Raw genomic sequence first — 24,006 nt, forward strand, 5'->3', positions numbered from 1 at the left:
GGTTTTAGGCGCACGCAAAAACAGTGAAAGGGGGTGAAAGAATCCTTTCACCCCCTTTCAAAAGCGGTTGTTTACTGGCAATAAACTAGTTTATACATGATTGAATTTCAATACAATACGGTTTATAAACACGCATTAGCTATCTGTTATAAAAAATAGACAGTCAGGAAAAATTTCCAGAAAAATGAGAGAGGCAGCATGTTATATTCCAAATTCTGTTAAACATTCGTTTTCAATTATGCTGCAAAAGCTGCAAATTTGGTATACTCAATTAAAAGCAAGCATTTTAAGTATGTTGGAAAACGCAAAGCTTAAATTTTCATTCCTCAAACTTGGTATGGCAGGTGAGTTTACTGAGCGTGCCGAAAAACTAGGTTTGCTTAATCTTGGCGACCTGATGTCTGTGAATCTGGCCAAGCTAAAAGCTCACAGGGACTTTAATTATATATGGTATGCAGAAATGTTGAGGATGTTGAAAAGTCAGGGGCTTTTACATGAATTTCAAAAGCGTACGCTAGAGGCTTAGTTATAATTTGAAAGGTTATAATTGGTGTTTAACCAATTGAGCATACTGATCAATAAAGCCTTTAATTTTCGGGCTGTTGCATGTTCAACGACACTCGATTTTTTCTGAAGACTTTCTGGGGAAATAAAGTCCGTATTAGGCGTGTAATAATGCCTCGCGTAAAAAGCAAAAAGTTCACCAATATGTTCCTTTGCCAAAACTCCTTTTTCTACCTGCATGCGTAAAAACAATCCTAATTGCGCAACGGAAAGATTGATTAACATTCGTTTCGAGTTAGGCCGGTAGCCTTCACCTTCCAATAAATGGCGACTAATTTTTAGTCTTTCTTTCACCAAGCTATATTTTTCTGAAAGAAACTTATTGAGTTCATTATGAAGGCAATGTTTATCCCAGGGACTTTTTAGACCAAAAGAAATGGACAAATCATATAAGTGGCCTTTTAAATCCAGCAATTTTTGTTTTTGTTCTATCAAGCCATCCTGTTCAGTAAGAATTGCATTCCATTGTTCCAGGCAAAAAAGAAAAAAATCAGGGAGGTTAAAATCATTGGCGATCAGGAAATCAATTACCTGAGCAGGATCAGTAAATTGTTTTTTCACTATAGCCTCAATAAGTTTTCGGATATAGTGATTGTCTCCTCTCTTTAAATATCTTTGATTAATAAGGAAGTTAAGGCCATCGGAGAATATACTGGTAATATTCAAAGCAATAGACTGGCCCTGCAAATGTTGCTTTGCGGCTATTGCTAACAATCTCAACTCCTGTTTTACCTGGTAAATTGCATAGTGACTATACGCCGTTTGGGCAGCAATTTTTGGGAACCGTTTAGCCAGTACTTCCAAAATATCTTCAAGCGATCCGCAGCTCGACAAATAGCTTTGCCGGATGCGGGCCGCCATCGAATGTTTTTGCCAAACCTTAGTATATTTTGTCAGGTATTCATTAATCGTATTGCTCAGATCAGTAAGCAGATTGATCAGCTCAGAAATATTTATCCCTCGCTCATGAGTAACTATAGCCGATTTAAAGGCATTTCTGGATAGTTCTGCAATAGCTGCATTAATAAAATCATTCCATTTTTCGAACTCGCCAGTGGTCATAGGCTGCCTGGCGATAGTGTTCGGATGCAGCGATTCTTTTACAAATTGTTGAAGTTGAACTGAGATGTTTTTCATATAAAAGGTATCGTTGTTCCATGTGGTATTTAAAAAGATCGATTATGATTAGGCAATATTGATTGGTATTGAAGATCACGAGTTGTATTTTTTTGATATGTATAATTTTTCATCTATTTGGTTAAAGGCTTCCAGCACTCTACCTAGCTGCTCAAAAGTATGCGTGGCCATAACATTCATTCTGATCCGGGCATCTTTCTTTGAAACTGCGGGATACATAATCGGATTTGTATAGACCCCCGATTTTAGTAGCAATCGTCCGGCTTCAAGCGTTTTTGGGATATCTCCGATTTTAACCGGAATTACCGCTGATGCCGAAGTGCCTACATCAAAACCTGCAGAGATCAACCCATTTTTTAAAAAATTAATATTTGCCCACAATTTTGAACGCCACTCTGGTTCCTCATCAACCAATTCAATGGCTTTCAAAATTCCAAAAATGGCTGGAGTTGCGGTTGTCGAAAACAAATGCTGTTTGGATTGATATTTTAAATATTCGATCAGGTTGGGATCACCAAGTACATAGCCACCAATATTACCTAATGCCTTGCTGAATGTTCCGGTGATGATATCAACTTTATCAAATACGTTATCTAATTCGATCACACCTCGTCCTGTTTTACCAATCACACCAATTCCATGGGCATCATCAACAACAAGATAGCCACCATACTTATGGGTTATATCAGCAATAGCTTCAATTGGGGCAAGATCGCCGTCCTGGCTGTATACGCCATCAATAACCACCATCCGTGTCCGGTACTTGTCCTGCGCATTTTTTAATACCCGCTCTAACATTTCGAGATTATTGTGTAGAAAGGTCTTGACATTGGTATTTAGTGCGCCTTCGTGAACGCTGGCATGTACAGCCATATCTAAGATGATAAGATCCTCTTTATGTAAAAGACATTGGAGAGTTGCACTATTTGCAGTATAACCAGTCGTATATAAGATGGCCTCTTTTTTTCGATAAAATTTCGCAATCTTTTCTTCGAGCATTTTATGATAAATAAAATGGCCTCCGATAGCTGGCGACGCTCCTGAGCCGGTACCATACCTGCTGATACCATCAATCACCGCTGCTTTTATTTTGGGGTGCTGGCTAAAACCAAGGTAATCATTGGATACGAGGCAAACAGAGCGGGTTGCTTCCCTATCTCCCGGAAGCAGCAAATCCATTTCCGGGCCAACCGGCGAAAGGGATTCAATCCGATAGTTTAAATGACCGTTGTTTCGCAGGAAATCAAGGTATTCATGAAATTCGTTAACTGTAGTGTAAAGGCTTTGCCCTTGAACATTTTCAAAATCTTTGAAGCTCGCATTATGGAAATTTATTTTCATAGTTATGGGTTTAGCGATAAATGTAGGTCAGCATTTTTTCAAAAAATGGGACATGGAGTTAATTAATTGACAATTAGTTAGCATTTAATCGATATTTCTACCGGATGTCCCAACTTTAAAAATTTTGGACTTTAATTTTGGCTATCGAGAGGCTTTCAGAAAGTTTTTCTGATAAGTATTAATAAGGAAAAACCATGTTAAATGACACCGTAACTCAGGTTCTCGATAAGGCAGGCCAGTTTTCTAATGATTTTAAATCGGCCTTGGAGCCCCAATTGCATGTAGAAATTTATAAAAATAAACAGATCATACACGCGGCAGGCCAGGTGGAAACGAACCTGTATTTGATCGAAAGTGGATTTGCCAGAAGTTATTATTATGACCGAAAGGGAACCGAGCATACTGTCAGATTCTGGACATCGGGAGACCTGATATTTTCTTATGAGGGCTATTATAAAGTACCATCGTTTTACTATACCGAATTTATGGACATTTCCCATGCCATCGCGTTTAGTTATGCCGATTTGATCGACTTGCAAAAAAAATTCCCTGAGATGTCAGTTTTAACCAAGCATATGCTGCTAAAAAACCATAAAGAAGAATATGAACGCCAAAACATTTTAACGCTTCCTGCAAATGAGCGGTACGAGCGCCTGCTTGAGCACAATCATACTATTTTCAAAAGGAGCCCTGCGAAATTTATCGCATCGTACCTGAATATGTCAAGGGAAACCCTGGCGCGATTGATGGGTAAACAATAACCATAAGTGTGATGGTTGTTACTAAAAAAAATCTAAATACTCGAAAAGATTGTATCAATAGCGACGATAAATTGTAATCCTTGTCATCGTCAAAACTTTTAGGAGTACCGAGCTTTATCGTACAATTTACCAACGATGAAACGCTCGGATTTACCTGACCTCATTTCCTTCCTATTAATTCTAATGTTTAGTTACGCCACTGCAAGTAAGCTAATAACATTTGCCACTTTCAGAACTCAAATGTTGGTTCAACCTGTTCCAAGATGGTCAGTCGATTTTTTGATATATGCAGTACCGATATCCGAGATCATAACTGTTGCCGTTTTACTATTCAAAAAATCCATGGCTGTCGGCTTCTACCTATCCTCCATATTAATGGCAGCGTTTTCAGTATATGTAGGGCTTGCTATGACCGGAATCTATGGGGATATACCATGTTCCTGTGGGGGAATTATCCGCCATTTACGCTGGCCCGGCCATTTTGCTTTTAACCTGATATTCCTTGCAATCAGTATATATGGAATTTTTATTGACCTAAGAGAAAGGAGGTTCATTGGCAAGTAGATTTTAATATTTAAATCGTTTGATGCAGTTGGGAAATTTGTATTGAACACGGCGAAGATTCCGATAAATCCTAAATCAATAATTTATCATTAAAGTTTTTACTGCTTTTTGATTTATAAAAACAGACATCATTATGAAAAGAAAAATTTTAGGTTTCGCAGCCATTGCTGTCGCTATCGCTGCAAGTGCATTTACTGTTCCTACTTCCAAAGCAACAACCAAATTAACAAGCTATAAATGGTTTGAAATTTCAGGAAGTGTGGGGCTTAGTTCAGCGGTTCCGCAAGCTAGCGCAACTTACCTTGGTGAAGGTACAACAGCTCCAGAGGAAGATTGCAGTAATTCAAACAGCCATCAATGCGTTTCCGGGTTTAACGCGAACCAGGTTAATACCAGCAACCAACTAATCAATAACAGCCAAATGGCCCAGGTTATCGATCAGACAAAGGATTGATTATAATAAACCTGAACAAAGAGAAAGAGCCACTATTCGTGGCTCTTTCTTTTAATATCCAGGGTTCTGAACTAAGTTTGGGTTTCTGGAAATCTCATTTATCGGAATCGGATATAAAATTGAATTATGATTCCAATTAGGTTTTACAGCGGGCAGGACAACATCGGCCCGGTTAGTTCTTTGTAAATCAAACCACCGATTTCCCCATTCACAAAATAGTTCTGACTGTCTTTCTTTTTCTATCGCTAATAAAAGCGATGCCTTATCACTGGCTAGCGTATTGGGTAAACCGGCACGAGTTCTAATTACATTTAAATCTGCTACCGCTCCGAGAATGTTATTTTGGTTTGTACGAGCTTCAGCACGTATAAGGTATTGTTCTGCTAATCTGAATATGGAGTAATTTTCGGTAATGGTAGCCGTCGTTCTACCAACTTTATACTTGTACGGATATGGGTAAGAGACGCCTTTTATAATTCTGTAATTCGTCCATTTAACTTTTCGCTGATCGCCGGTTTCAAAGGAATTATTTAACTGACCCGTGATGGGGTATTTCGGAGCGACTGTTGTACTTGACGGCACAAAGAAATATCCTTCCAATGTGGCAAACCCTGGGAATACAGGAATAATTTTCCATATAGTTTCATTACTACTATTTAAAAAAACATTGTTTAAATTCGGTTCTAAGGAATAAATACCTGAACCAATGATCTTTGAGGATTCTGATTCCGCCGCTACATAATTTTTGCGGTATAATTGGACTTTAGCTAATAGAGCAGTTGCCGAATAAAAGTTTGCACGCTCCGCCATATTGTTTTTAAGCAAATTTGCCTGTGCAAATGTTACATCGGTTATGATTTGAGAATAAATGCTGTCTACCGGGAATCTTGCCATACTTTGATTGACATGGTAATCAGTCGAACGTTGCAAAGGAACAGGGCCATATAAATTAACAAGATTAAAGTATAGAAAGGCTCTTATCTGTTTCGCCTCAGCAAGAAGATTTGTTTTTACCGAAACCGGCAAATTAGGACTTGCATTAATTCCCTCAATACAGGCATTCACATCGTAAACAAACTTGTAAGCACTCGTCCAAAGTGAAGCGTTAATGGTATTATTAGGATTGATTTGGTTGTTAAAAAGCTGGCTGATGTTTACATCTGTCGCCGATTGAGCCATTTCGTCCCCAGATAATCCAGGATAAAGTGTTAATCCACCTGACGCAAGATTTAAGGATAAACTTTGATACATATTTACATAAATTCCAGCAATGGCACTATTGGCGCTTGCACTGTCTGCAAATATTTTATCAGTTGTTAATTGGTTTTTTGGCGGCTGAATTTCCAGGTACTTCTTGCAGGCTTGCATAGTAAGAACCGAAAAGATCATTGTCAACCACAAGAATTTATTATTATTTTTCATGATGTTTAGAGGTTAAGTTGAAGGCCACCGGTTATAGTTTTAAGTGTAGGAATCCCATAGAAATTTTGGGTTTCCGGATCATTTCCTTTGTAGCTAGTGATGGTAAATAGGTTTTGCGCATTAGCATAAATGCGGATGGATTTAACTGAAAGTTTTTTCAATACTCCTGCCGGTAATAAATAAGACAATGACACGGTTTTTACCCTGAGATAAGATGCATCGCTGTAAATTCCATCCGATTGTGTAAAATTGTTGTACGCTGTAGCCGCATCGTTGTACTGCGACGCAAACTTTTGAAAGGTCGCGTTATCACCTTCTTTTGTCCATCTTGCAGATAATAGCGCTGCTGGTTGATTAAACTCCCAGCCGGGTACACCATTAAGCTGCCCTAAGTAATTGATACCAAACTGTTTTTTAAATTCCAGGAAAACCGTAAGTTGCAAATTTTTGTAAGTGAAGAAATTTTGAAGTCCTCCATAAAACTTAGGATCGAGATTGCCGACATTATAATAATCATTAAAACTACCGCTAGCTGGTAACTGAGGGGTATCCGTTATTATTCCTGTGGCATCATAAAACTGGAATAATCCGGTTTGTTGATTTACACCTGCAGACTTAAATTTATTAAGCACAGAAATTGACTGTCCAACAATATAGGTAGTTGCATAACTCGAAGTTGATAGTCCTGGAAAGGATAGTAGTTTGTTTTTAGGTACGGTGGCATTAAATGCTGCATTCCAGGTAAATGATTTTGATTGAATTATCTTACCCTGTAGTGAAAATTCCCATCCTGTGTTTTGAACTAGCGCAGGTGAGTTTTCTACAACGGTATTAAACCCGGTTTGGGTTGGTAGCTGATATTGTATCAATTGATTACCTGTCCTGTTCATGAACCATGCTGATGTTAACAGAATCCTGTCCTGAAGAAATCCCAGCTCTAACCCCAATTCTAATTTTTTCGTGGTAGCCCAGCTAAACTGGTCATTTGCGAGATTTTGTGGTAGATAGCCCAATACATTATTATATCCATAAGTAGTTGGAGCCCATCTGGAAATAAAATTATAATCACCAATCGCATCACTACCGGTTATCCCATAACTTGCGCGTAGCTTACCATAGCTGATAGTTGGTAGATGCTCTTTAAAAAGTCCTTCTTCACTAAATAACCATCCGGCACCTACCGAACCGAAATTACCAAACTGCTTGCCAGGCCCAAACCTGCTGGAACCGTCTCGTCTTCCGTTAATATCGATGATATACTTGCTATCCCATCTAAAATTAAACCTTGCGAAAAGCGCCGTGTATTTATATTCAAACGATCCATCTGATGCGGTTTGGGTGGGTGCGCCGGAAATTGAATGGATTAGATCATCATTGATATATCCAAGTCCCTCTACCTGGGTAGTATTATTAGAATTTTTCTGAAAGGTACTCCCTGCCAAAAATGAATAGAGCGCCTTTTTAAAGGTGTTTTTATACTCCAATTGCGGTTCGATTATCCATGTTGTAAACTCATTGGTGCCAAAATTCGCTGTAGCTTGTGGATTGTAAGCAGGATTTTGACTCGCAAACGGTGTAGCAGAGTATTCCTTATTCTGATAGGTACCATACCCTAAACTTGTTCTTATGGTCAATCCCCTAATGAGTTCGTAGGAAAGTAAAAGGTTACTGTTCAACGATGTATTACTAACGGTATACTCCTGTTTAAAAGAGCTGTAGGGATTGGAAGATGCATACGAACCATCAAGCGGAACGCCATTGTAATTCCATAATAAATTACCATTTGCATCTACGGGATTAGGATAATTAGGCTCTAGTGAGTAGGCAGTTAAAAGGTTCTGACTGGCTGAAGAACTGTTTTTATCATAGGAATAGGAAGTGGTAAAATCTAACAAGAATTTTTTATCTGTGGATACCTGGTGTATGTTAGAAGATAAACTAATCCTGTTATCACCATAATTTCCGGGAAATATATAGGTGTCCCGGTTGAACCCACTGGCAATTCGGAATTGTGTATTGGCATTACCACTGGATATTGCCGCATTTGCATTTAAATGATGGGCCGTATTTCCTAAGAAATAGTTTTTCCAGTCTGTATTTCTTGATTGATCAAATACGGTTAAGTCTGGTGCATAAGCCGGATCATAAAGGATATTATTTGGTGTAAGCCTATCGTTTGCGAAAGCTTCGCGGCGCATTTGCAAATACTGTTGCGTATTCATCATTGGCATAGTATGTCCGATGACGCTAATACCATTGTCTAAACCAAGATCTAAACTTGTTTTACCTGTTTTTCCCTTTTTAGTCGTTATTAAGATTACACCATTACCTCCCCGTGAACCGTAAATGGCAGTCGCATCAGCATCTTTTAAAACTTCTATACTTTCAATATCAGCGGGGTTTAAACTATTAAATGGACTAACCCCGCCATAAGCGTTACCGTAAACTCCTCCGTTTCCAGGGGAAAGTACCGAATGGAACTGATTAGTATTGGTATTTTGCGGAGCAAATGGCACACCATCAACAATAAACAACGGTTGATCCTTCGCCGGCGAACCATTACGGGCAGCATCAAGCGTATTTTGCCCACGAATCTGAATGTTAAAACTTGCGCCTGGCATACCACTGGTGGCCGTAACAACCAAACCAGGAACTCGGCCTTCCAAGGCTGCAAGCGGATTGGTAACTGGTTGCTGTTCAATATCGGCTGCTGACAATTTAGAAATCGAACCGACGGTGTTTCTTTGGGTATTCGTACCGTAGGCAATAACGTGTACTTCATCTAAAGAATTAACTTTGGGATTTAAAATTATCTTAAGATTACTTTGACCCTTTAAGGGAATTTGCAAAGTTTCTGTATTTGTTGCAGTAAAAACTAAAACAGTGTTATTAACATTTGTATTTATTTTAAAGTACCCTTTGTCGTTAGTTACAGTCGCCAGTGACGTCCCTTTTATCGTTACCGTTACTGCTTCTATCGGCTGATTATGTATATCCGTTACCGTCCCGGTAACCATTTGGCAAAATCCGGAGATTGGGATCATTGCCAGTAAAAAAATGTATAAGTATTTCATGTAATGAAAGGGTTAATGTTGTTTTACAAGGTTTTCTTCGCGGTCAGTGATTACGAGATATTCAGATTCTCTTGACTCTTTGGTTAAAACCAATCCCTGTTTATAAAGTGATTGGGCCAAAGCATCTGTATCTTTTAAATAAGGGGGCAAATCGAGCGTAACTTTTCCGGAATAACCGGTTTCATCGATGACGGGAATTTTGAATACATCTTCCATGGTAGACACTAACCCTATCAAAGGAAGGTTATTATAAAAAACAGGGTTTCCTAACTGTTCATCCAGGTTTGTTTCGCTTTTACCTGAACCCTTTTTCAATTTTGAGCCAGAACGTAATTTTAGAACCCAGCATGAATCATTAAGCTTAACCGTGTCTAATTTATAAGGGAAAAATTTCCTGATGTCTTCTCTATAATATGCCCAGGCGCGGATTTTTGAAACAGGTGGAAATATGGCTTCGTAGCAATAGAGGGTTTTGGCCTCAAAGGCTTTTGATTTATTGTTTCCTACAAGTTTTTCAGCATCTTTTACTTTAATTTTCAGGTGCGTAGTAGCAAACTTAGCTAAGTCTGGATTAGAAAAAATGATCAGTTGTAGTGCAGATACATTGAAGGCATAAATACGATTGACTTTAGCAGCATCGTCGCTTATATAGCCCAATCCATGATAATCTTCGGACCAGGGAAACAAAATTGATCTAAAAACATAAGGTTGTTGTTGCGGCCCTCCATTATTCTCAAAAAATATTGGTTTTTGATTATCAAAAGAATAGGTAGGTTTTTGATGTACTACATTATCGTTTGCCAGCATTTTAACTACCTTTTCATCGGTGATTTCTTCCTCACCGGTTACAGCGACAAGAACACCGTTTTTGATCCAGTAATATGTACCCATTGTATGAGCCTGAAATAAATTGGTAAGTACAGTATCAAGAACGACAGATGGTAACTTAAACACAGGCTTTCTTTTGTCAAGAAATTTCTGGACATCCTCCTCCTTATCCCGTGAGTTTTTAATATTCAAAAGCAGAAAAAACAAGTTATCAGGATGCTTTTGTTGAATGGCATAATTAATAGGCATGTGCCTTATACAGGGAGCACACCAGGTGGCCCATAAATCAATAAGGACAAGCTTGTCCTTAAAATTTGAAAGACGGATGGATTTAGTTTTAAAGTTCAAGACCTTATCAAGAACTACATCGGGGATAGTGTCACCGACTTTGAGCGGTTTCCTAATAGGTATAGATTGTGCTTGAGCGTAAAAAAAAACGCATAGCACAGCCATTACGATTAAAATCGTTATTTTTTTCATGAAGAATCAGTTAAGAATTTTTTGGAAATATGAATGAAAAGAGGATCGATAATGGCAACCCGTGTTTAACTATTAACTGACTGGGTTGCCATTATCATTAGGTCATTCAGGAGGGCAAATGACCAGTTGCCATACGATGTACTTACTTGTTTTCATTCCCAGTTGTGATTTTAGCTTCTGACAATGCGGTGAGTAATTCAGCGCGATGGTAAATTTCAGATACTAAAGCTGGGAGGTTTCCGATGCCGGAAGGTTCAAGATTCTGCAGTCCTTTTGCATTCTGGGCTTTAGCCAGGTTCCTTTTAAACCAATCATTTAATTCTTTCTGGAACTGATCATAAGGAACGGTGTTAAACCGCTCCATAATTTCAGTTAGGGAACTAAATTCAGGCATTTCAGGAAGTGCATTTTTCGCGTCCATGTTTAATGATTATGAATTCATTATCAGGAGTCTGCAAGAGAGATTGATTTCTGTAAAAATACTACAGGCATGGTTCCCAACTTATTGTTCACGGAGGGTTGACACGCCCAAGAGCACAAACAAGAAGGGAGCCCATACCTGTAGCATGGGCATTCCAGCTTCTCATCCGGCGCTCTATTTGAAAGTGTCAATTTCCGTGAGCAAGACTCAAAGCGAATGCTTCAATTTTTTTGTGAAGATTCGCAAAAATAACATAAGTGATTAAACACTTATGGTTTTATTTAGCTTTTATTTCAATTATCAAATATAAACAAATCAATTAATTACGGCAAGTGTGACGTAATAAAAAACATTAATTGGTGGTTGCTTTACAGATACATGGGATTACAATACCGGAATCAGCAATTCATTGATCAGATAACTAAAAGAATTGAAGATATTCGTTTACAAAAGGGTATTGTTCAGGAAGATATCGCAGACAGGACAGGTTTTTCACTAAAACAAGTTTGGAGGATATTAAAAGGCCAACACAATTTTGCAGTTTCAACAATAGAAGCTATTGCAAACGCTTTAGGAGTTCAACCCAAAGATCTTTTAGATTTCGATTTTAAACTCACTAAATATCCACCTACTAGAAAAGAAAGAAAAGGAAAGTAAACCTTTATATCTCCTTTAATAGTTTGATGTTAATAATCATCGCGCAGAAAATTGTGTTTTCGTTCACGTATAGCACTCCGCTGGCAGTAGGCAATCTGCTTTCCTACAAATACCCGGTGTTCCAGGTAGTCAGCACCAGGCTGAAGCTTTTCCAACACTGCTTTTACACGTTGCCAAGCCCTTTCATCTATTTCTGCCGATATGGCGTCACCGCTAATTACCCTTACACCACGCTCATCCCAGCGAATCTTCTCGAAATGATCAAAGCGTTTGTTCTCTTTCAGAAATATCTCCAGTAACTCCGCAAAATGTTCCTGTACCTTGGTGCCAACTGCTTTAAAAATGGCTTTCATCCGTTTCATATTTCCTGCATTCTGCTGGATATAAGCCTTTAAAAATAACAATCGATTCTCGCGAAAACCCTCCGCTTTAATGGTATTTTCTAATAAGTCAGATAAGAGTTCTTCGGCATGGTAATGGTAACGTTGATGTGTTGCCAAATAATTGACCGCTTTTTCTACAATTGGAAAAGCGTTTTCCAAATCCCAGACCTTCGCAATCTTTTGTTCGCCACTACGATCAATAGAACGTTCGCTGGCCAGTTGTTCAAGAAACTTCAGGTAAAAAGAGGGTCGGCGCTTCAACACTACCATCAATTCGCTGCCGTCATGGTCGTAATGATCCTCTTTGGCAATCATAGCCAGGTAAACCTGCTCCAACAGACCTGTGTTACGGATATCATTTACGTGTCGTTCTAAAAACTCCTCGTGCAAGATAAAGTCACTGATGCCAGCTGCTGAATTTGCCAACAAAACTCTTAAAGCCTTAATTAAAAACAAAGGATCTATTCTGAGGTAACTGGTCACATTACCGAAATAAAGGTAGAACCGGCCGGATACCTTTGCCAACAATTCCAGGTAATCCGCAGTACAGGCTTTATTGATATAGTTATCCCCCAGCGTATTGAAGTATGCCAACAACACATAAGGTTTATTCGGGTAATCTTCATCGTTTAAAACTTTGCCAAGTTCCAAAATTAAACCAGGTGCAAGATCCCGCATAAAATTGAATAGACGCTCAAAGCTAAAAAAACGATTGAACTGGGTTAAGTGAATTAGATAAGTGACAAGCTCCAACGGGTCAACGCCTTTTTCTAAAGCTGCATTGAACAGTATTTGTGCGCCATTGTTGACGGTATAGAACTCCCATAACTGTAACTCGGTGCAATGGTTGATGAACGCAAAGGTTTGTTTATATCCATCGATATCCCGATGATTAAAAGTTTTAAGGATTTCCTTTTTCTTTTCTTCGGCAAACCATTTGTGCCAATCATTATAATCCTGCCCATCGCGTGAAAACCGTTCCCTATTACGCAGCTGGTTGTAATCCAGCGCAAGAAATCGTTTATAATCCGGTGTTTGTGCTTTTTTTTGCGTTTCAGAATACAACTTTTTATCCAGGCCCATCCTCGCCCCGCGGCTCACGAATTCGTTAATCGCATATACATCCTGGAATTTATCATAGTCAAAATGTTGGTCAAAAACAGCTTCAATAAAAGCCCAATCTGATGTACGAACTTCCTTTTGAAAATCCGGGCCGAAGGTATCAAGTACCGCTTTAAAGCTAAAAAGTGATAGTGATGGATAGCTATCGTAAACTTCGTTAAACCGTTTCCAGAACAAAGCCCGTATTTCTAAAAACTTGGATGAAGCGTTGGGTTCAATGTAGCTGATGTTAATATTTCTGCCTTCCGAATAGGTGGTATCAAAACGCGTCTTCAGGAAATGTGGTACTAATTTTAAAAATAGGTAGGTGAACACCGGTTTGTCCTCAGTGCTTTTTTCTATCAGTAAATGTGCAAATCGCTCTTCCCGATAGTAATGGTAAATACCATCCTTTACCGAAAAATTAAAATAACTTTTGATCTCACGAACTACCCGCTCAGCAAGCAGTGGTTTCTTTTCGATCAGCCCGAACATCAGCCCTGTTGCAAGATCAAAATCATCCGTCAAATGGTGCAAGAATGGAGTCGTCAGTTCAAGTAAATCATCTTTGGCATCCTTATCCAGCATGGTATCACCGGCAAAGCCAAAGGTCTTCTCGTTAAACCTTGCTGTCGCAATACGATCCTCCAACACCAATGGCTCGATCTCAGGAAGGCCATCGATTTGTTGTTTAATATATAGCAAAGTTTCATCTTGCAGGTAATACCAAAAAATAGATAGAAAAGGCGCTGCATCCTGGCGATTCTCTAAAATTTGTTGTAATTTTTGAAAAATGAAAGGCTTGATCAAATTTCCAAAATCTTCGAACCCGAATGTATTGTTAGCGTCAATTGCTGTGTATTTAACTCGGCCGGAATAATCCGGAAAAAACCTTTCTAAAATTATACCATAATCAAGCAGTTTGTCTATGAAAAATACACGGAAGAATAAATACCCTTCCAATATCTGATCAGAAAAACGCGCTGAGGAGCGGTCAGTAAACACATCTACAATTTCGTGCCTTTCTAATTCGTATAACTTTGTCCAAAAATCATTCTCATTCAAGCCAAAAGCCGGTAAAATATTTTCCATTACGCGGTTATCTTCCCGGTCAATTGTGCGGAAGAAGGCCAGCACACCCAATACCCGTAAATATTCAGGATAAGCTAATATGGGGTTGTCACCGCTGATCCGTTCAAAATATAATTTATAGATTTCGGCAACATTATTAAGCTCGTCCAGTGTCCGGTCTTTAGCGGCAATAGCGGTCATTATGGCCAGCCGTGGATTTCCGCGTGCAACTTCCCGGATGCGTTCCAAAAACAAGGGATGGCGAATTGAAAAGGGCTTTGTCTTTACTATTTCCTTGATCTGCTGACTATCAAATACTTTAATACTAATAGTGTTATTCTGGTATCCTTGCAAAAACGGCTCGATATCCTTCAGCACATAGTCTCGTACAGTAAGGATCAGCTTAAATTCCGTTTGGTTCTCCTGATAAAAGGTCAATACGTCCCTTAATTGCGCAATGCTTTTATTGGCATCATCGATAAAGATGAGATATTTCTTATTTTTTGCCGATAACTGTCTTCGCAGATCAGACAGCAATGGCTGATCCTTATTGCGGATGCAATAGGCTTGGTAGTTTCGGTGTTTTTTGGTAAATGCCCGCAAATTTTCGACTACCAGTTTTGTTTTGCCGACGCCCGCTTTACCGGAAACTATGGTGATCATATTTGATTCTACGGAGTTTTCGATTGCCTTCAACTCATTCTCCCGGTAGAGAAAAGGATTGGACAAGGGCGTAGCAATTCCGCCTTTTTCATATTCCTCTATAAACTTCTTGACCGGCAGCAATTGATAAGTATCGATTTCGATCCCCAGGTATTCTTTAGCTAAAAAAGGATAATCTTTTACAATCTTATGTGCCAGCGTTGACAGGTTGATCAATTGAAGTCTTTTCCCTTTGGCCCAGGCGATGTTTATGAGTTTCTGCTCTTCGGCATTTCCAATATTACTGTTAAAGCAAAGGATTACCAAACCCAGGTGGGTTAGTCCGACTTTGGTTTTTCGTGCATCAAAACAATAAATCAGGTCTTCCTCCAATTTTTTTAGAAGTGCATCGCTTTTTTGATAGTTCTCCTGCGTGGTATATTGAATGAAAATATACGATCCGTCAGAACGCCTGATTCGTGTATCAGGTGTGCCTTTCCTTGCTTTTTGTTTACCCTCAACCTGGCCTACCGGTACTATGCTATCAAACTCATCTTCACCTTCAAAAAACAGGTAATGATCGCATAGCCGGTGAAAAGCATCCGGATTCATGATCTTAAGTTTGGATTCGATAAGTTCAATGGTTAACATAATTCAGGTTAGAATTTTCAAAGTTAACAAATAGGCAGTCCCCTTCAATACCCACCCCAAAGTAAAAGAAAGGCATTTTTATCCCCGTCAAATTGCGATATTTGAAATAGCATGGCTAATCCAGAACAAGTACCGAGCATTGAATTCAGGCTCCTTAAAGACACCGATGAAGATTCATTTATAGAGATGATTGCTGATCCGTCCATTAAGGAATATTTTGAAGAGCTAAACTATGATGAACAAACAATTCGATATAAATTCCGGGGCCTCAACGAGCGGACTTCATATATGCAATATTGGGGAATATTCCTGCCAGATGGCAAACTTGCCGGTTTCTTATCTTTAAAGAAAAGTCACGCCATTTTTAAATCGCTTCTAAAAAAGGAAAAACTACAGGGTGAGGAGGATTCTGATGAACTTCTAATCGAGAGTGATGATGAGGTCAATTTAAGAGAATGGCTGGAAACTATTAAATCACCGTATACAGCAGAGATAGCGATTCATCCGAATTTCAGACGCAAGGGAATTGGCCGGGCAGCATTACTTAAAGTTCACGATTACGCTGCATCGGTGAACTTGAAAGAAATATATTTTGAAGTTCGTGAGGACAATGAGGCTTCTGCAAAACTTATCGCAGGTTTATTCCCGGAACCAGTTATTTCAGCAAAAGATCATTACGGACACGATCTTTTTCGCCTTGCCGTAAAATGGACTCCATCATCTGCTGATGATATGCGAAATGAACTGAAAGCATTAAATTCTACAGAGGAGAAAAAATTATTTAATCATTGGCGACAGATGGTGACCGCAATACCCGAAATTACCCCTCATAGGGAATTAGTAATGCAACTATTCAAAGTAATATATGCTGGGGGAGCTTCGATTGATATGAAAGAAGAATATCAAGGATGTCACCATATCAACGATTGGTTCGAGAAAAAGATAATAATAAGTTTAAAAAAGCGTCCAGAACCCCTGACCATAATTTGGTCAATAGCGCATGAGTATGGTCACTTGCTGCAAAATGAAGCAAGTGATGCAGAAAAAAAATTATATACGATAGAAAAATTCAAAAGAGAAGAAGATGCCTGGAAAAAAGCAGAGGAATGGTTAACTGATAAACCATTTTTCATTTTTAACTGGAGAGATTTTTTCCGTTTCAAACACTGTAGGTTAAACAATTACCTTTCACTTCCTGCCTGATTCTCGTCGTTTGCAGAAGGCAAACGTCTTCGTTCATATACTACACCAGAGGCTCCGATGCTGAATGCCTTGGTTGGACTGAGGTTTATTCTTGTAACCAGTTTGTCTCGTTTTTTAAATGCGGCCTTAGTTCCGACAACTTTTCCGTCTGGAGTAAGCAAATAAGAAAATTCCCATTTATTCTTCGTATTAAGCACGAAATAAATCTCTGCGATATCAATATAACGTTGCAAATCCATGATCTTTTCGTGGACCAAAGCTAATTTGGGCGGCTGCAGGCCCTTTTCAACTTTGGTTGGGTCATCAGAGCGAATATGTAATTCAATATATGGATCCCAAGGTATTTCAAATATAGTGAGCAACCTCTTGTTGGCAGGTACCATCTTTTCACGAGTTGACAGCACAGATGATGACAAACTACCGAGAAGCTTTTTAACTCCCAATTTTAGATTCTTATAAAGATCATCAGCAATATCCTCTGCTATTTTTTCTCCCATTTTTGTCAGGAAGGGTTTCACCAATGGATATAAAACCATTGCATATGGCGCTAGCGTGATTACTATGCGCGGATCTGGATATAATTCCTTGCGCATATCCAATTCTAGTGCAACCTTTCCCTCAAATGCTCTATGAATTTGCCCTCCTGTGGTTTTCAGGTCATTGATATTTTGAAAATTATTCTTGTCAACAGAAATTGTGATTTGATCTCCAGGTTTTTCGGAATTTCGACTCATTAAAGGAATAGCGGTGGTCTGTCCTGCTATCACCAAAGTTTCGTCCCATTCTACTGTTCCCCTTTCAGCATATTCCACAGGCAACACCCAAACATGCTGGACACCACCAGCATCTTTTAATTCGGCATCATCGAAATAGCCCATAGGTGGAATGTCGCGCCGATGATTTGCTAAATACCTCATTTTGAGCGGACCGTTTACGGCATTTGCGTAATCCTTTAACATTTCGACCGTAGTGAAGTCTCCATGTAAGTCTATTGTTGCTGACCGTATAATTACTTTCTCTGCCATATGTTATTATCTCTTTTATTTTAGGTCGTTTTATGACCAATAAATCGAAAATACGTAATTTACTCTGCATTATTTTTTAATGCAATTCAAAATTAAATGGCGTGAAGCTGACTGAATAAAAAATACATGAAATACTTAAAAGACAAACATAATTCAAATGGATCATACCGGACTTTCCGTTAAGCTACAACTTGCTTATCCACCGGTAAGTAACTATGATTTTACCCACATTCGTACGGAAGAAGCCGTTCAGCATTGGCTCAAAGAAAGTATGCTGTATATGATCGTTCAACGTCCGGTTCTAACATTTGAGCGGGTTCAACCAGGTGAGGCAATGCTTACCTTCGACATTCATCAACAAGGAACTGAAGAAATCTTACATTGTCGTTTACCACTCCAACAACACATATTCATAAGAAATCCTGAGGCCGAGCTTCGCCTTGAAATAGGCTGGCATGATGCTGAAAAAGCTACGGAATCTTTACCCGCTTACCATGTAGACGCATTTAAGTTCTATGAAAATGAGGAATTTATGTATTGGCTTACACCGGAACGGTTTATATATGAATATCTTCATGACAATATAGATGCGGAGGTCAAAGGTAACACACGCGCATTTGTAAGCTATTATGTTCATTACGTTGGCAAAGCAACAGATCAACCTATTTGGAACCGCCTGGACGGCCATAAAACTTTACAAAAGATTTTGAGCATAGTAAAGCCTTTGGCACAATCACTACCTACTCATGAATTGGCCCTTCTACTTTTCCAGGTAGGGGATGCACAATCCATCAAAATATTTGAGCCTGAAAGCCTCTTTGAATCAGGCCCCTCTTTGCCATCAAAAAAAGAAATATCCCTCGATGCAGAAAAAATGTTGGTCCGTGTCTTTCAACCCGATTTCAATGATCCTAAAAAGCGGTTTCCGAGTTACCCAATCAGTAAGGACGGCTTATATGGATATAATTTCAATCGTTACGGATATCAAATTATTGAGGACCTCTCACTAAACAACGGGCAACTAATTATTGAAGGCTCTCTCGATCAAAATCGTGCTGACCTGCTGACGGTCCATGATAACCAGGAAATCAACATTTATGCACTGGCCAGTGATTGGTAAGTTGTTGATTTAATTAGATCAATAAATAATCACTCATTCCCAAGACTTATTAGGGACAAATTGCATGTGTTTTAAGTCATTAAAGTTGGTTGACCAGACAAGTATACTTGCTAACCAGAGATGCAAAAACGTATATTTACAGCCTAACAAACCTTATTTACATGCGTCTATCTTTTTTAGCTTTAAGCTGTTCCAAAGACCTGCAATTCGGTAATCCCGAAACGGAATCGACTATTTCTTTCCTATATGAATTAAGTATAATTATGAGTGAGAGCGTTTCCGATAAGGACGGTCTACCCTCGGTATTGATTAAAACTTGGCATTCAAATACGCAGGAACTTAGAGATAAAATTGATGCCCTGATAGTTAAATACAGTTCGATCAATATTAAGATCATGCAGCTCCGTGGCTATTTTCAACAATTAGCGGAGGGGGAATATTTTGCCTTTTGCAGAACCAGCGATCTTACTGAAGAACTGAGTAAAGAGTATTCATTAAAGCTATTAGCTTTACGGGATGGGCAATCATTGGAAGTTGTTAAAGAGCAGCACGAGCAGAGTCTTGGTAACCTCTTACAGCGTTACCAGGCAAAAGGCAAGGCTACGCATTTTAATCAAAGGATCGGTGAACCGGATAAAAGTAAGCGGATTTGCCGTTTTTGCAAACGATCTATGCCAGATGTTTCCTTTAAAAATGTTGCGCACGCCATCGCGGAAGCTTTAGGGAATAAAACATTGATCTTGAATGAAGAATGTGATACATGTAACGCAGAATTTGGGTCTGATACGGGTATTGAAAAGAATTTGATTACGTTCCTAAAACCCTTTATTACAGTATTTGGGCTAACCGGGAAAAGAGGGGTTCCAAAGTTAAGGGGAGACGGGTTCGACCTTGAATATTCCAATCCCTCAAAACGGGAAAGACTTATTGAAGAGGAACTCAATCAAGTAGAACAAAATGCAGAAAGCTCATCTGATCAGGAAGAAGAGTTTTTTGATGGAAAATTCGCTGGTACTTATAAAGGCGAATTAGTATGGCAGGACCTTTACAGAACGCTGGTTAAATACGTGCTAAGTATAATGGATCATTCCGAGCTGAAAGGGCTGGACAAAACCATTCAATGGATCAACCGGGAATTTACTGCAACATCATTGCCTAAAATTGCAATTTTACAGAATCTTACATTTTTCAGTAAGCAGCCAAGAATATTATATTATCATCGAAAAGATGATAACGCTAACCTGCCTTATATTGTAGCTGAGTTTCATCAAACCATGTTTACATTCGTATTTATCATTCCTTTTGCTGAACAGGATGAATTGGATTTTACTCTTTCAGAAGATTACAGTCGATTTTGGAACTACTTTAAGCATTTTAGCGTAGTAAAAGGTTGGAGGTTTCAAAATCCCTCCGATAATACTCCTTCTGAACATAAGGTTAACTTGTCATTCAAACAGCGGGTAAAAGAAGAATCTGACGGTAAAGATCAAGCATAATTTCGATTAAGTAAACTACCAGGTAATTGGCAACTGAGGTTAAAATGTACATAATAGCTTAATCAATCCGCTTGTATTTTACGGGAAAGCAATGGGTGATAGCGGGTTGGTTTCCGGTGAAAGTCAAGCAACCGCTTTAGGCCGGGCCGCCTGTTTCGATTGAAATGAGAAAGTGGCGGCCCGGCGCGGCCGCCTTTTCAAATAGCGGAGATAGTAGTTTATAATGGCTCGTAGACCCTAATATCAAGGGGCAGGTCAGCTAATTTACCCTCAAGGAGTGGCTTAACCTTCTCCCAATCCAACCCGCCATTACCACAGCCAGGTGCGGGCATAGCTACCGAGCGAACATCGTTTTCGGAAAGGAAATATTTAAGGGCATTTAGCCCCTGAACTATATAACTGTATTCGGATGGTAATCTCCAATGGGTCTTTGTCGGAAAATTAATGATTGTCTTTTGCCCTAATATCAAGTTAACATCATTGATAACCAGTAACCTTCCAATGGCCAGTTGTTTGGCAGCAAACGCTTTTCGATAGGCTAAGTAATTATGCGGGAACGCATTTTTAAAAGCAAGGGCGATGCCCTTACCCATGATCCCGACCGTATTTACGGTATTTACCAAACAGTCGGCATCATCTTTTAATAAATCTCCTTTGTGATAAGTGATCATCGGTAATGATTTTGGTTGTGAATATAATTAAAAGCTATAATTGGAGCCTGTCATTTGCTCATGAATTTTGGCCAGTTGCTCATGGTTCATGCCTGTGGAATTGGCTTGCTGCACAAAAGATTTAATCACGGTTTCACGGGTTTTCCAATTAAAGGAATACACTTCGGTTTGCTTGGCATAGGTAACCGGCTTTGGGATGGGTAAACGCAGGTCGTGGGCATTTTGCAGAATAACAATCTGGCAACAGGTCTTTTGATATTCTACTTCATTCAAATTATCCTCCCGCAAGCGTTTTGCCAGCTTACCCAACTGACTGCGCCTGTAATCCAAAACAGGTTTATGCTTTATAGAACGTTCCTTTTTTCGCTTGCTTTTTAAATCCGCTTGCAGCATTTCTTCGGTATAACCGGGATATTTAAGTTGTATTTCCTGCAAAGCGAATAATTGATTTTGCTTATAAACCCGCCTAACCAAATTTCTGCGGGTGCGGTTAGCTGATACCAAAGCCTTATGCTCTACTTCTTCGGGCGTAATTTGCAGGGGCTTGGGTTCATCCGTGGCGAGGCTGCGGTAAAGTTCCCTTAATAAAATAAGTACTGGCAATCTTTTAAGCCCGTTTTGTTCCTCGTCAAGCATCTTGCCGATTTCAGAAACCGAATAATGATGCCCGTTTTCGATTAAGCTGCGCACCAATTCCGATTGCTCATCGGGCGTTTCTTCTGCTGCCAATTTTCGAACTGGGCTGAGGGTCTGCACAAGCGGGTATTTATATTGAAATTCCTTTAATTGCGCTAAAAATGCCGAACCTGTACCGGGATTTTCCAAATCAAGACGTTCGGCTTCTTGTTCCTCGGCATAAATCAACTTACCCCAATCCTCGTACTGGTGATAGCACAGGCGAATATCAAAATGGTGGTATTCAATTTCCTCCCTGTTCATAGGGCGTTTAAGAAATGGAAAAGCGTGATGCAAGCCCATCGGTCTGCGGTTGCGGTCGCACCAAATTTCTCCGTGCATGAACAAATATATTCGGGGCGGGTACTTCGTTTGCGCTTTGAAATAATAGGCTACAGTACCTTCCTTTTTGCGGGGCAAAGCATCGACCCGCTCAAACTCTGCTTTCTCCCTTGCGTTCATTACATAACCCTCTTTAATCTTTACCATAGCGTTGGTTTTAATGCTGCTGCAATGCCAGTAATTTTTGATATATATCTTCCCAATAGGCTTGCTGCTTATCATCAAAAGCAGAAAATCCGGGATCAGTGTGTCGGTAGTGGCGGTAATCATCAGCCTGCATTAATGCCAGTTGCAGATTTTCGACCATAATAATTTTGCCGTCTTTGTCTTTAATTTTCATAGGTTGCTTTTAGGCTACTTTAAGTGGTTGGGTTCTGTACTCTTTCAGGTTAAGGAATAAGCCTTTGTGGAACAAAATGCCTTCACGGAACATTTGCCAAATCAGGGATGCGCCAAAATCCACTAAGGTCGAATTGATAAATAAATCCTGTTTGGCCAGTGCTTCCGCAAGGGAACAGCTTGGCGTGTTGTCACCCAATTCAGATTGTATCAGCAGGTCTTTGTATTCTTCCGTTATATAAGGCAGGTTGGCTTGCGGGGCAAACAGTTTCGAGGTCGGCTGCTTAATATCCCCGACAGTAGATAATACTACTTGTCCCGTTTCTTTGCTATTGCCAAAGTCCATCCAATAAAGCGGTTTGTCACGGTGACTTGCAGAATTTTTCTTGTAGAGGTTTAGTATTTCTGCAATCTCGAAACGGGCTTTAACCGTGTCCACGCAGGAAATCGTAATTGGTGCCATGCCCTGTGCAATAGAGCAATAGTGTTTATCATACTTTTCGGTTTCCGCTTTCCAATTAAAACCGAAAAATCGGTTAATGCGGTTAATCAATGCGACAGATTTGTACTGGCCAAGTTCTGCGGAAGTAAATAGCTGCCTCGCCAAGTTCGGGGACTGTACCCTATCATCATCAAATAAGGTCACCACAAAACCGGGGTGGTTTAGGCCGTTCAATGCCTGGCTCATTCTTGCAAGAGCGGTCAACATTTGGCTGCCAGTACCACCTGCGCCAATAAGGTTAATATTAATCGGGTTAGAGGGTTGCAACAATTCTTTATGGACAATGTGTACGGCTGTTAGCGGGGCTGTATTTATGGCTTTCTTTTTCATTTGATAAGGTTTTTTAAAGGCAGATTATGGTGTTTATTGAGCATTTCAGATGAGAACGATTTTCCTGTGGCAAGCTGTTCCTGCCATAAGGAAACCAAATCGATTTTTGCACCTGCATGGCTGCCAATGGTGTGGCTGAAATAGCTGTTAAAAAAGTAAGTTTCCCATTTGCTGATAAAATCCTCCAAGCGGGTAAAACGGTCGATGGCTATTTGAACCGTTCCCATGCACACGTTACCGCTTTCATAGATATTGAAGTATGGCGCATGGTAAAGTGGCGTGTTGGCATTCGGTTTTGATTTGCCTTTAAGGGCGTACACATTCAGGCTGTTTTTACTGGCTTTCCAAACCATTGCAGGGATATGCGCTTTGCCTGTCGGTATCTGCAAGTCAGGCACAAAAAACAATTCCGCTTCCATAGGTGGAGTATACCAAACCACATAGCCCTCTGCCTGTGCATCAAGATATAACACATTGGCAGGTAATAAACCCTTTGGTTTAAGGTAATTGGTTTTCAGTTCCTCGGTAGCTTGAAACAACTTGTTTAAAGTCACCATTTCTGCAATGCTCAATGGGTGAGCGTTTATTGGCTGACCCCGTTTGCCAATGTCGTAGCTTTCTACATAAACCTCGTTATTATCGGTTTCGTAACCGTAGTTATCTTTTTGGGTCGCTTGATTTTGATATATTAATAGTGCTTTTACCGGCGCAAACTGGTTGTTAAATTGTTCGCTTATGTTTGTCATAGTCAT

The 24,006-nt window shown here is 39.6% G+C and carries 21 protein-coding genes; 8 read left to right on the plus strand and 13 right to left on the minus strand.

Features of this window, described 5'->3' with window-relative positions; genetic code table 11:
- The first annotated feature begins 184 nt into the window (after positions 1 to 184).
- Positions 185 to 526: a hypothetical protein gene (locus BUE31_RS14205; RefSeq protein WP_143167129.1), complete on the plus strand. Its 342-nt coding sequence runs from the start codon at positions 185 to 187 to the stop codon at positions 524 to 526.
- Here the strand turns inward: BUE31_RS14205 and BUE31_RS14210 are convergent.
- A complete protein-coding gene (locus BUE31_RS14210; protein ID WP_073404481.1) occupies positions 523 to 1,701 on the minus strand; it encodes a hypothetical protein in 1,179 nt (392 codons plus the stop codon). The genes BUE31_RS14205 and BUE31_RS14210 overlap by 4 nt on opposite strands.
- Before the next feature lie 75 nt (positions 1,702 to 1,776).
- Entirely contained in the window at positions 1,777 to 3,042 is a 1,266-nt protein-coding gene (locus BUE31_RS14215) for an aminotransferase class I/II-fold pyridoxal phosphate-dependent enzyme (RefSeq protein WP_073404482.1), read from the minus strand.
- A 194-nt stretch (positions 3,043 to 3,236) separates the two neighbouring features.
- Here BUE31_RS14215 and BUE31_RS14220 point away from each other — a divergent pair, with 194 nt between their 5' ends.
- From BUE31_RS14220 to BUE31_RS14230, 3 genes are all read left to right on the plus strand, one after another.
- The gene (locus tag BUE31_RS14220) at positions 3,237 to 3,803 is read left to right on the plus strand and encodes a Crp/Fnr family transcriptional regulator (RefSeq protein WP_073404483.1); all 567 of its coding nucleotides are present in this window, start codon (positions 3,237 to 3,239) and stop codon (positions 3,801 to 3,803) included.
- 135 nt (positions 3,804 to 3,938) lie between these two features.
- Positions 3,939 to 4,367, plus strand: a complete 429-nt coding sequence (locus BUE31_RS14225; protein ID WP_073404484.1) for a MauE/DoxX family redox-associated membrane protein — start codon at positions 3,939 to 3,941, stop codon at positions 4,365 to 4,367.
- A 133-nt stretch (positions 4,368 to 4,500) separates the two neighbouring features.
- Positions 4,501 to 4,821, plus strand: coding sequence for a hypothetical protein (locus tag BUE31_RS14230; protein ID WP_073404485.1), 321 nt, complete (start codon positions 4,501 to 4,503; stop codon positions 4,819 to 4,821).
- Positions 4,822 to 4,872: 51 nt separating this feature from the next.
- On the opposite strand, the gene BUE31_RS14235 is transcribed toward BUE31_RS14230, so the two are convergent.
- From BUE31_RS14235 to BUE31_RS14250, 4 genes are all read right to left on the minus strand, one after another.
- On the minus strand, positions 4,873 to 6,243 hold the full coding sequence (locus BUE31_RS14235) for a RagB/SusD family nutrient uptake outer membrane protein (RefSeq protein ID WP_073404486.1): 1,371 nt from the start codon (positions 6,241 to 6,243) through the stop codon (positions 4,873 to 4,875).
- 5 nt (positions 6,244 to 6,248) lie between these two features.
- A complete protein-coding gene (locus BUE31_RS14240; RefSeq protein ID WP_083619909.1) occupies positions 6,249 to 9,317 on the minus strand; it encodes a SusC/RagA family TonB-linked outer membrane protein in 3,069 nt (1,022 codons plus the stop codon).
- A gap of 12 nt (positions 9,318 to 9,329) precedes the next feature.
- Positions 9,330 to 10,625 (minus strand): redoxin family protein, encoded by a 1,296-nt coding sequence (locus tag BUE31_RS14245; protein WP_083619912.1) that lies wholly within the window; start codon positions 10,623 to 10,625, stop codon positions 9,330 to 9,332.
- A gap of 142 nt (positions 10,626 to 10,767) precedes the next feature.
- On the minus strand, positions 10,768 to 11,046 hold the full coding sequence (locus tag BUE31_RS14250; protein ID WP_073404489.1) for a hypothetical protein: 279 nt from the start codon (positions 11,044 to 11,046) through the stop codon (positions 10,768 to 10,770).
- 378 nt (positions 11,047 to 11,424) lie between these two features.
- Here BUE31_RS14250 and BUE31_RS14255 point away from each other — a divergent pair, with 378 nt between their 5' ends.
- Complete coding sequence (locus BUE31_RS14255) at positions 11,425 to 11,703, plus strand: helix-turn-helix domain-containing protein (RefSeq protein ID WP_073404490.1); 279 nt, start codon at positions 11,425 to 11,427, stop codon at positions 11,701 to 11,703.
- 29 nt (positions 11,704 to 11,732) lie between these two features.
- Here BUE31_RS14255 and BUE31_RS14260 read toward each other — a convergent pair whose 3' ends face one another.
- Complete coding sequence (locus tag BUE31_RS14260; protein ID WP_073404491.1) at positions 11,733 to 15,551, minus strand: nSTAND3 domain-containing NTPase; 3,819 nt, start codon at positions 15,549 to 15,551, stop codon at positions 11,733 to 11,735.
- A 111-nt stretch (positions 15,552 to 15,662) separates the two neighbouring features.
- On the opposite strand from BUE31_RS14260, the gene BUE31_RS14265 reads away from it, so the two are divergent.
- A complete protein-coding gene (locus tag BUE31_RS14265) occupies positions 15,663 to 16,754 on the plus strand; it encodes a GNAT family N-acetyltransferase (RefSeq protein ID WP_073404492.1) in 1,092 nt (363 codons plus the stop codon).
- Here BUE31_RS14265 and BUE31_RS14270 read toward each other — a convergent pair.
- The gene (locus BUE31_RS14270; protein WP_073404493.1) at positions 16,733 to 17,779 is read right to left on the minus strand and encodes a hypothetical protein; all 1,047 of its coding nucleotides are present in this window, start codon (positions 17,777 to 17,779) and stop codon (positions 16,733 to 16,735) included. The genes BUE31_RS14265 and BUE31_RS14270 overlap by 22 nt on opposite strands.
- 157 nt (positions 17,780 to 17,936) lie before the next feature.
- Between BUE31_RS14270 and BUE31_RS14275 the strand changes: the two genes are divergently transcribed.
- Both BUE31_RS14275 and BUE31_RS14280 read left to right on the plus strand, forming a co-directional pair.
- The gene (locus tag BUE31_RS14275) at positions 17,937 to 18,899 is read left to right on the plus strand and encodes a hypothetical protein (protein WP_073404494.1); all 963 of its coding nucleotides are present in this window, start codon (positions 17,937 to 17,939) and stop codon (positions 18,897 to 18,899) included.
- Positions 18,900 to 19,060: 161 nt separating this feature from the next.
- Positions 19,061 to 20,395, plus strand: coding sequence for an HNH endonuclease (locus tag BUE31_RS14280; RefSeq protein ID WP_073404495.1), 1,335 nt, complete (start codon positions 19,061 to 19,063; stop codon positions 20,393 to 20,395).
- A gap of 218 nt (positions 20,396 to 20,613) precedes the next feature.
- On the opposite strand, the gene BUE31_RS14285 is transcribed toward BUE31_RS14280, so the two are convergent.
- From BUE31_RS14285 to BUE31_RS14305, 5 genes are read right to left on the minus strand one after another with little or no spacing between them, the layout of a single operon-like run.
- Complete coding sequence (locus tag BUE31_RS14285; RefSeq protein ID WP_073404496.1) at positions 20,614 to 21,066, minus strand: macro domain-containing protein; 453 nt, start codon at positions 21,064 to 21,066, stop codon at positions 20,614 to 20,616.
- Positions 21,067 to 21,093: 27 nt separating this feature from the next.
- Positions 21,094 to 22,230: a hypothetical protein gene (locus tag BUE31_RS14290; RefSeq protein ID WP_073404497.1), complete on the minus strand. Its 1,137-nt coding sequence runs from the start codon at positions 22,228 to 22,230 to the stop codon at positions 21,094 to 21,096.
- 10 nt (positions 22,231 to 22,240) lie between these two features.
- Positions 22,241 to 22,423 carry a hypothetical protein gene (locus tag BUE31_RS14295; RefSeq protein ID WP_073404498.1) on the minus strand — a complete coding sequence of 61 codons (183 nt, stop codon included), beginning with the start codon at positions 22,421 to 22,423 and terminating at the stop codon, positions 22,241 to 22,243.
- Positions 22,424 to 22,432: 9 nt separating this feature from the next.
- Positions 22,433 to 23,254, minus strand: a complete 822-nt coding sequence (locus BUE31_RS14300) for a PRTRC system ThiF family protein (RefSeq protein WP_143167130.1) — start codon at positions 23,252 to 23,254, stop codon at positions 22,433 to 22,435.
- Entirely contained in the window at positions 23,251 to 24,000 is a 750-nt protein-coding gene (locus BUE31_RS14305; RefSeq protein WP_073404499.1) for a hypothetical protein, read from the minus strand. The genes BUE31_RS14300 and BUE31_RS14305 overlap by 4 nt, the downstream gene beginning before the upstream one ends.
- Positions 24,001 to 24,006 lie beyond the last annotated feature (6 nt).

The organism is Mucilaginibacter sp. OK098, from assembly GCF_900142915.1.
Lineage (GTDB): Bacteria > Bacteroidota > Bacteroidia > Sphingobacteriales > Sphingobacteriaceae > Mucilaginibacter.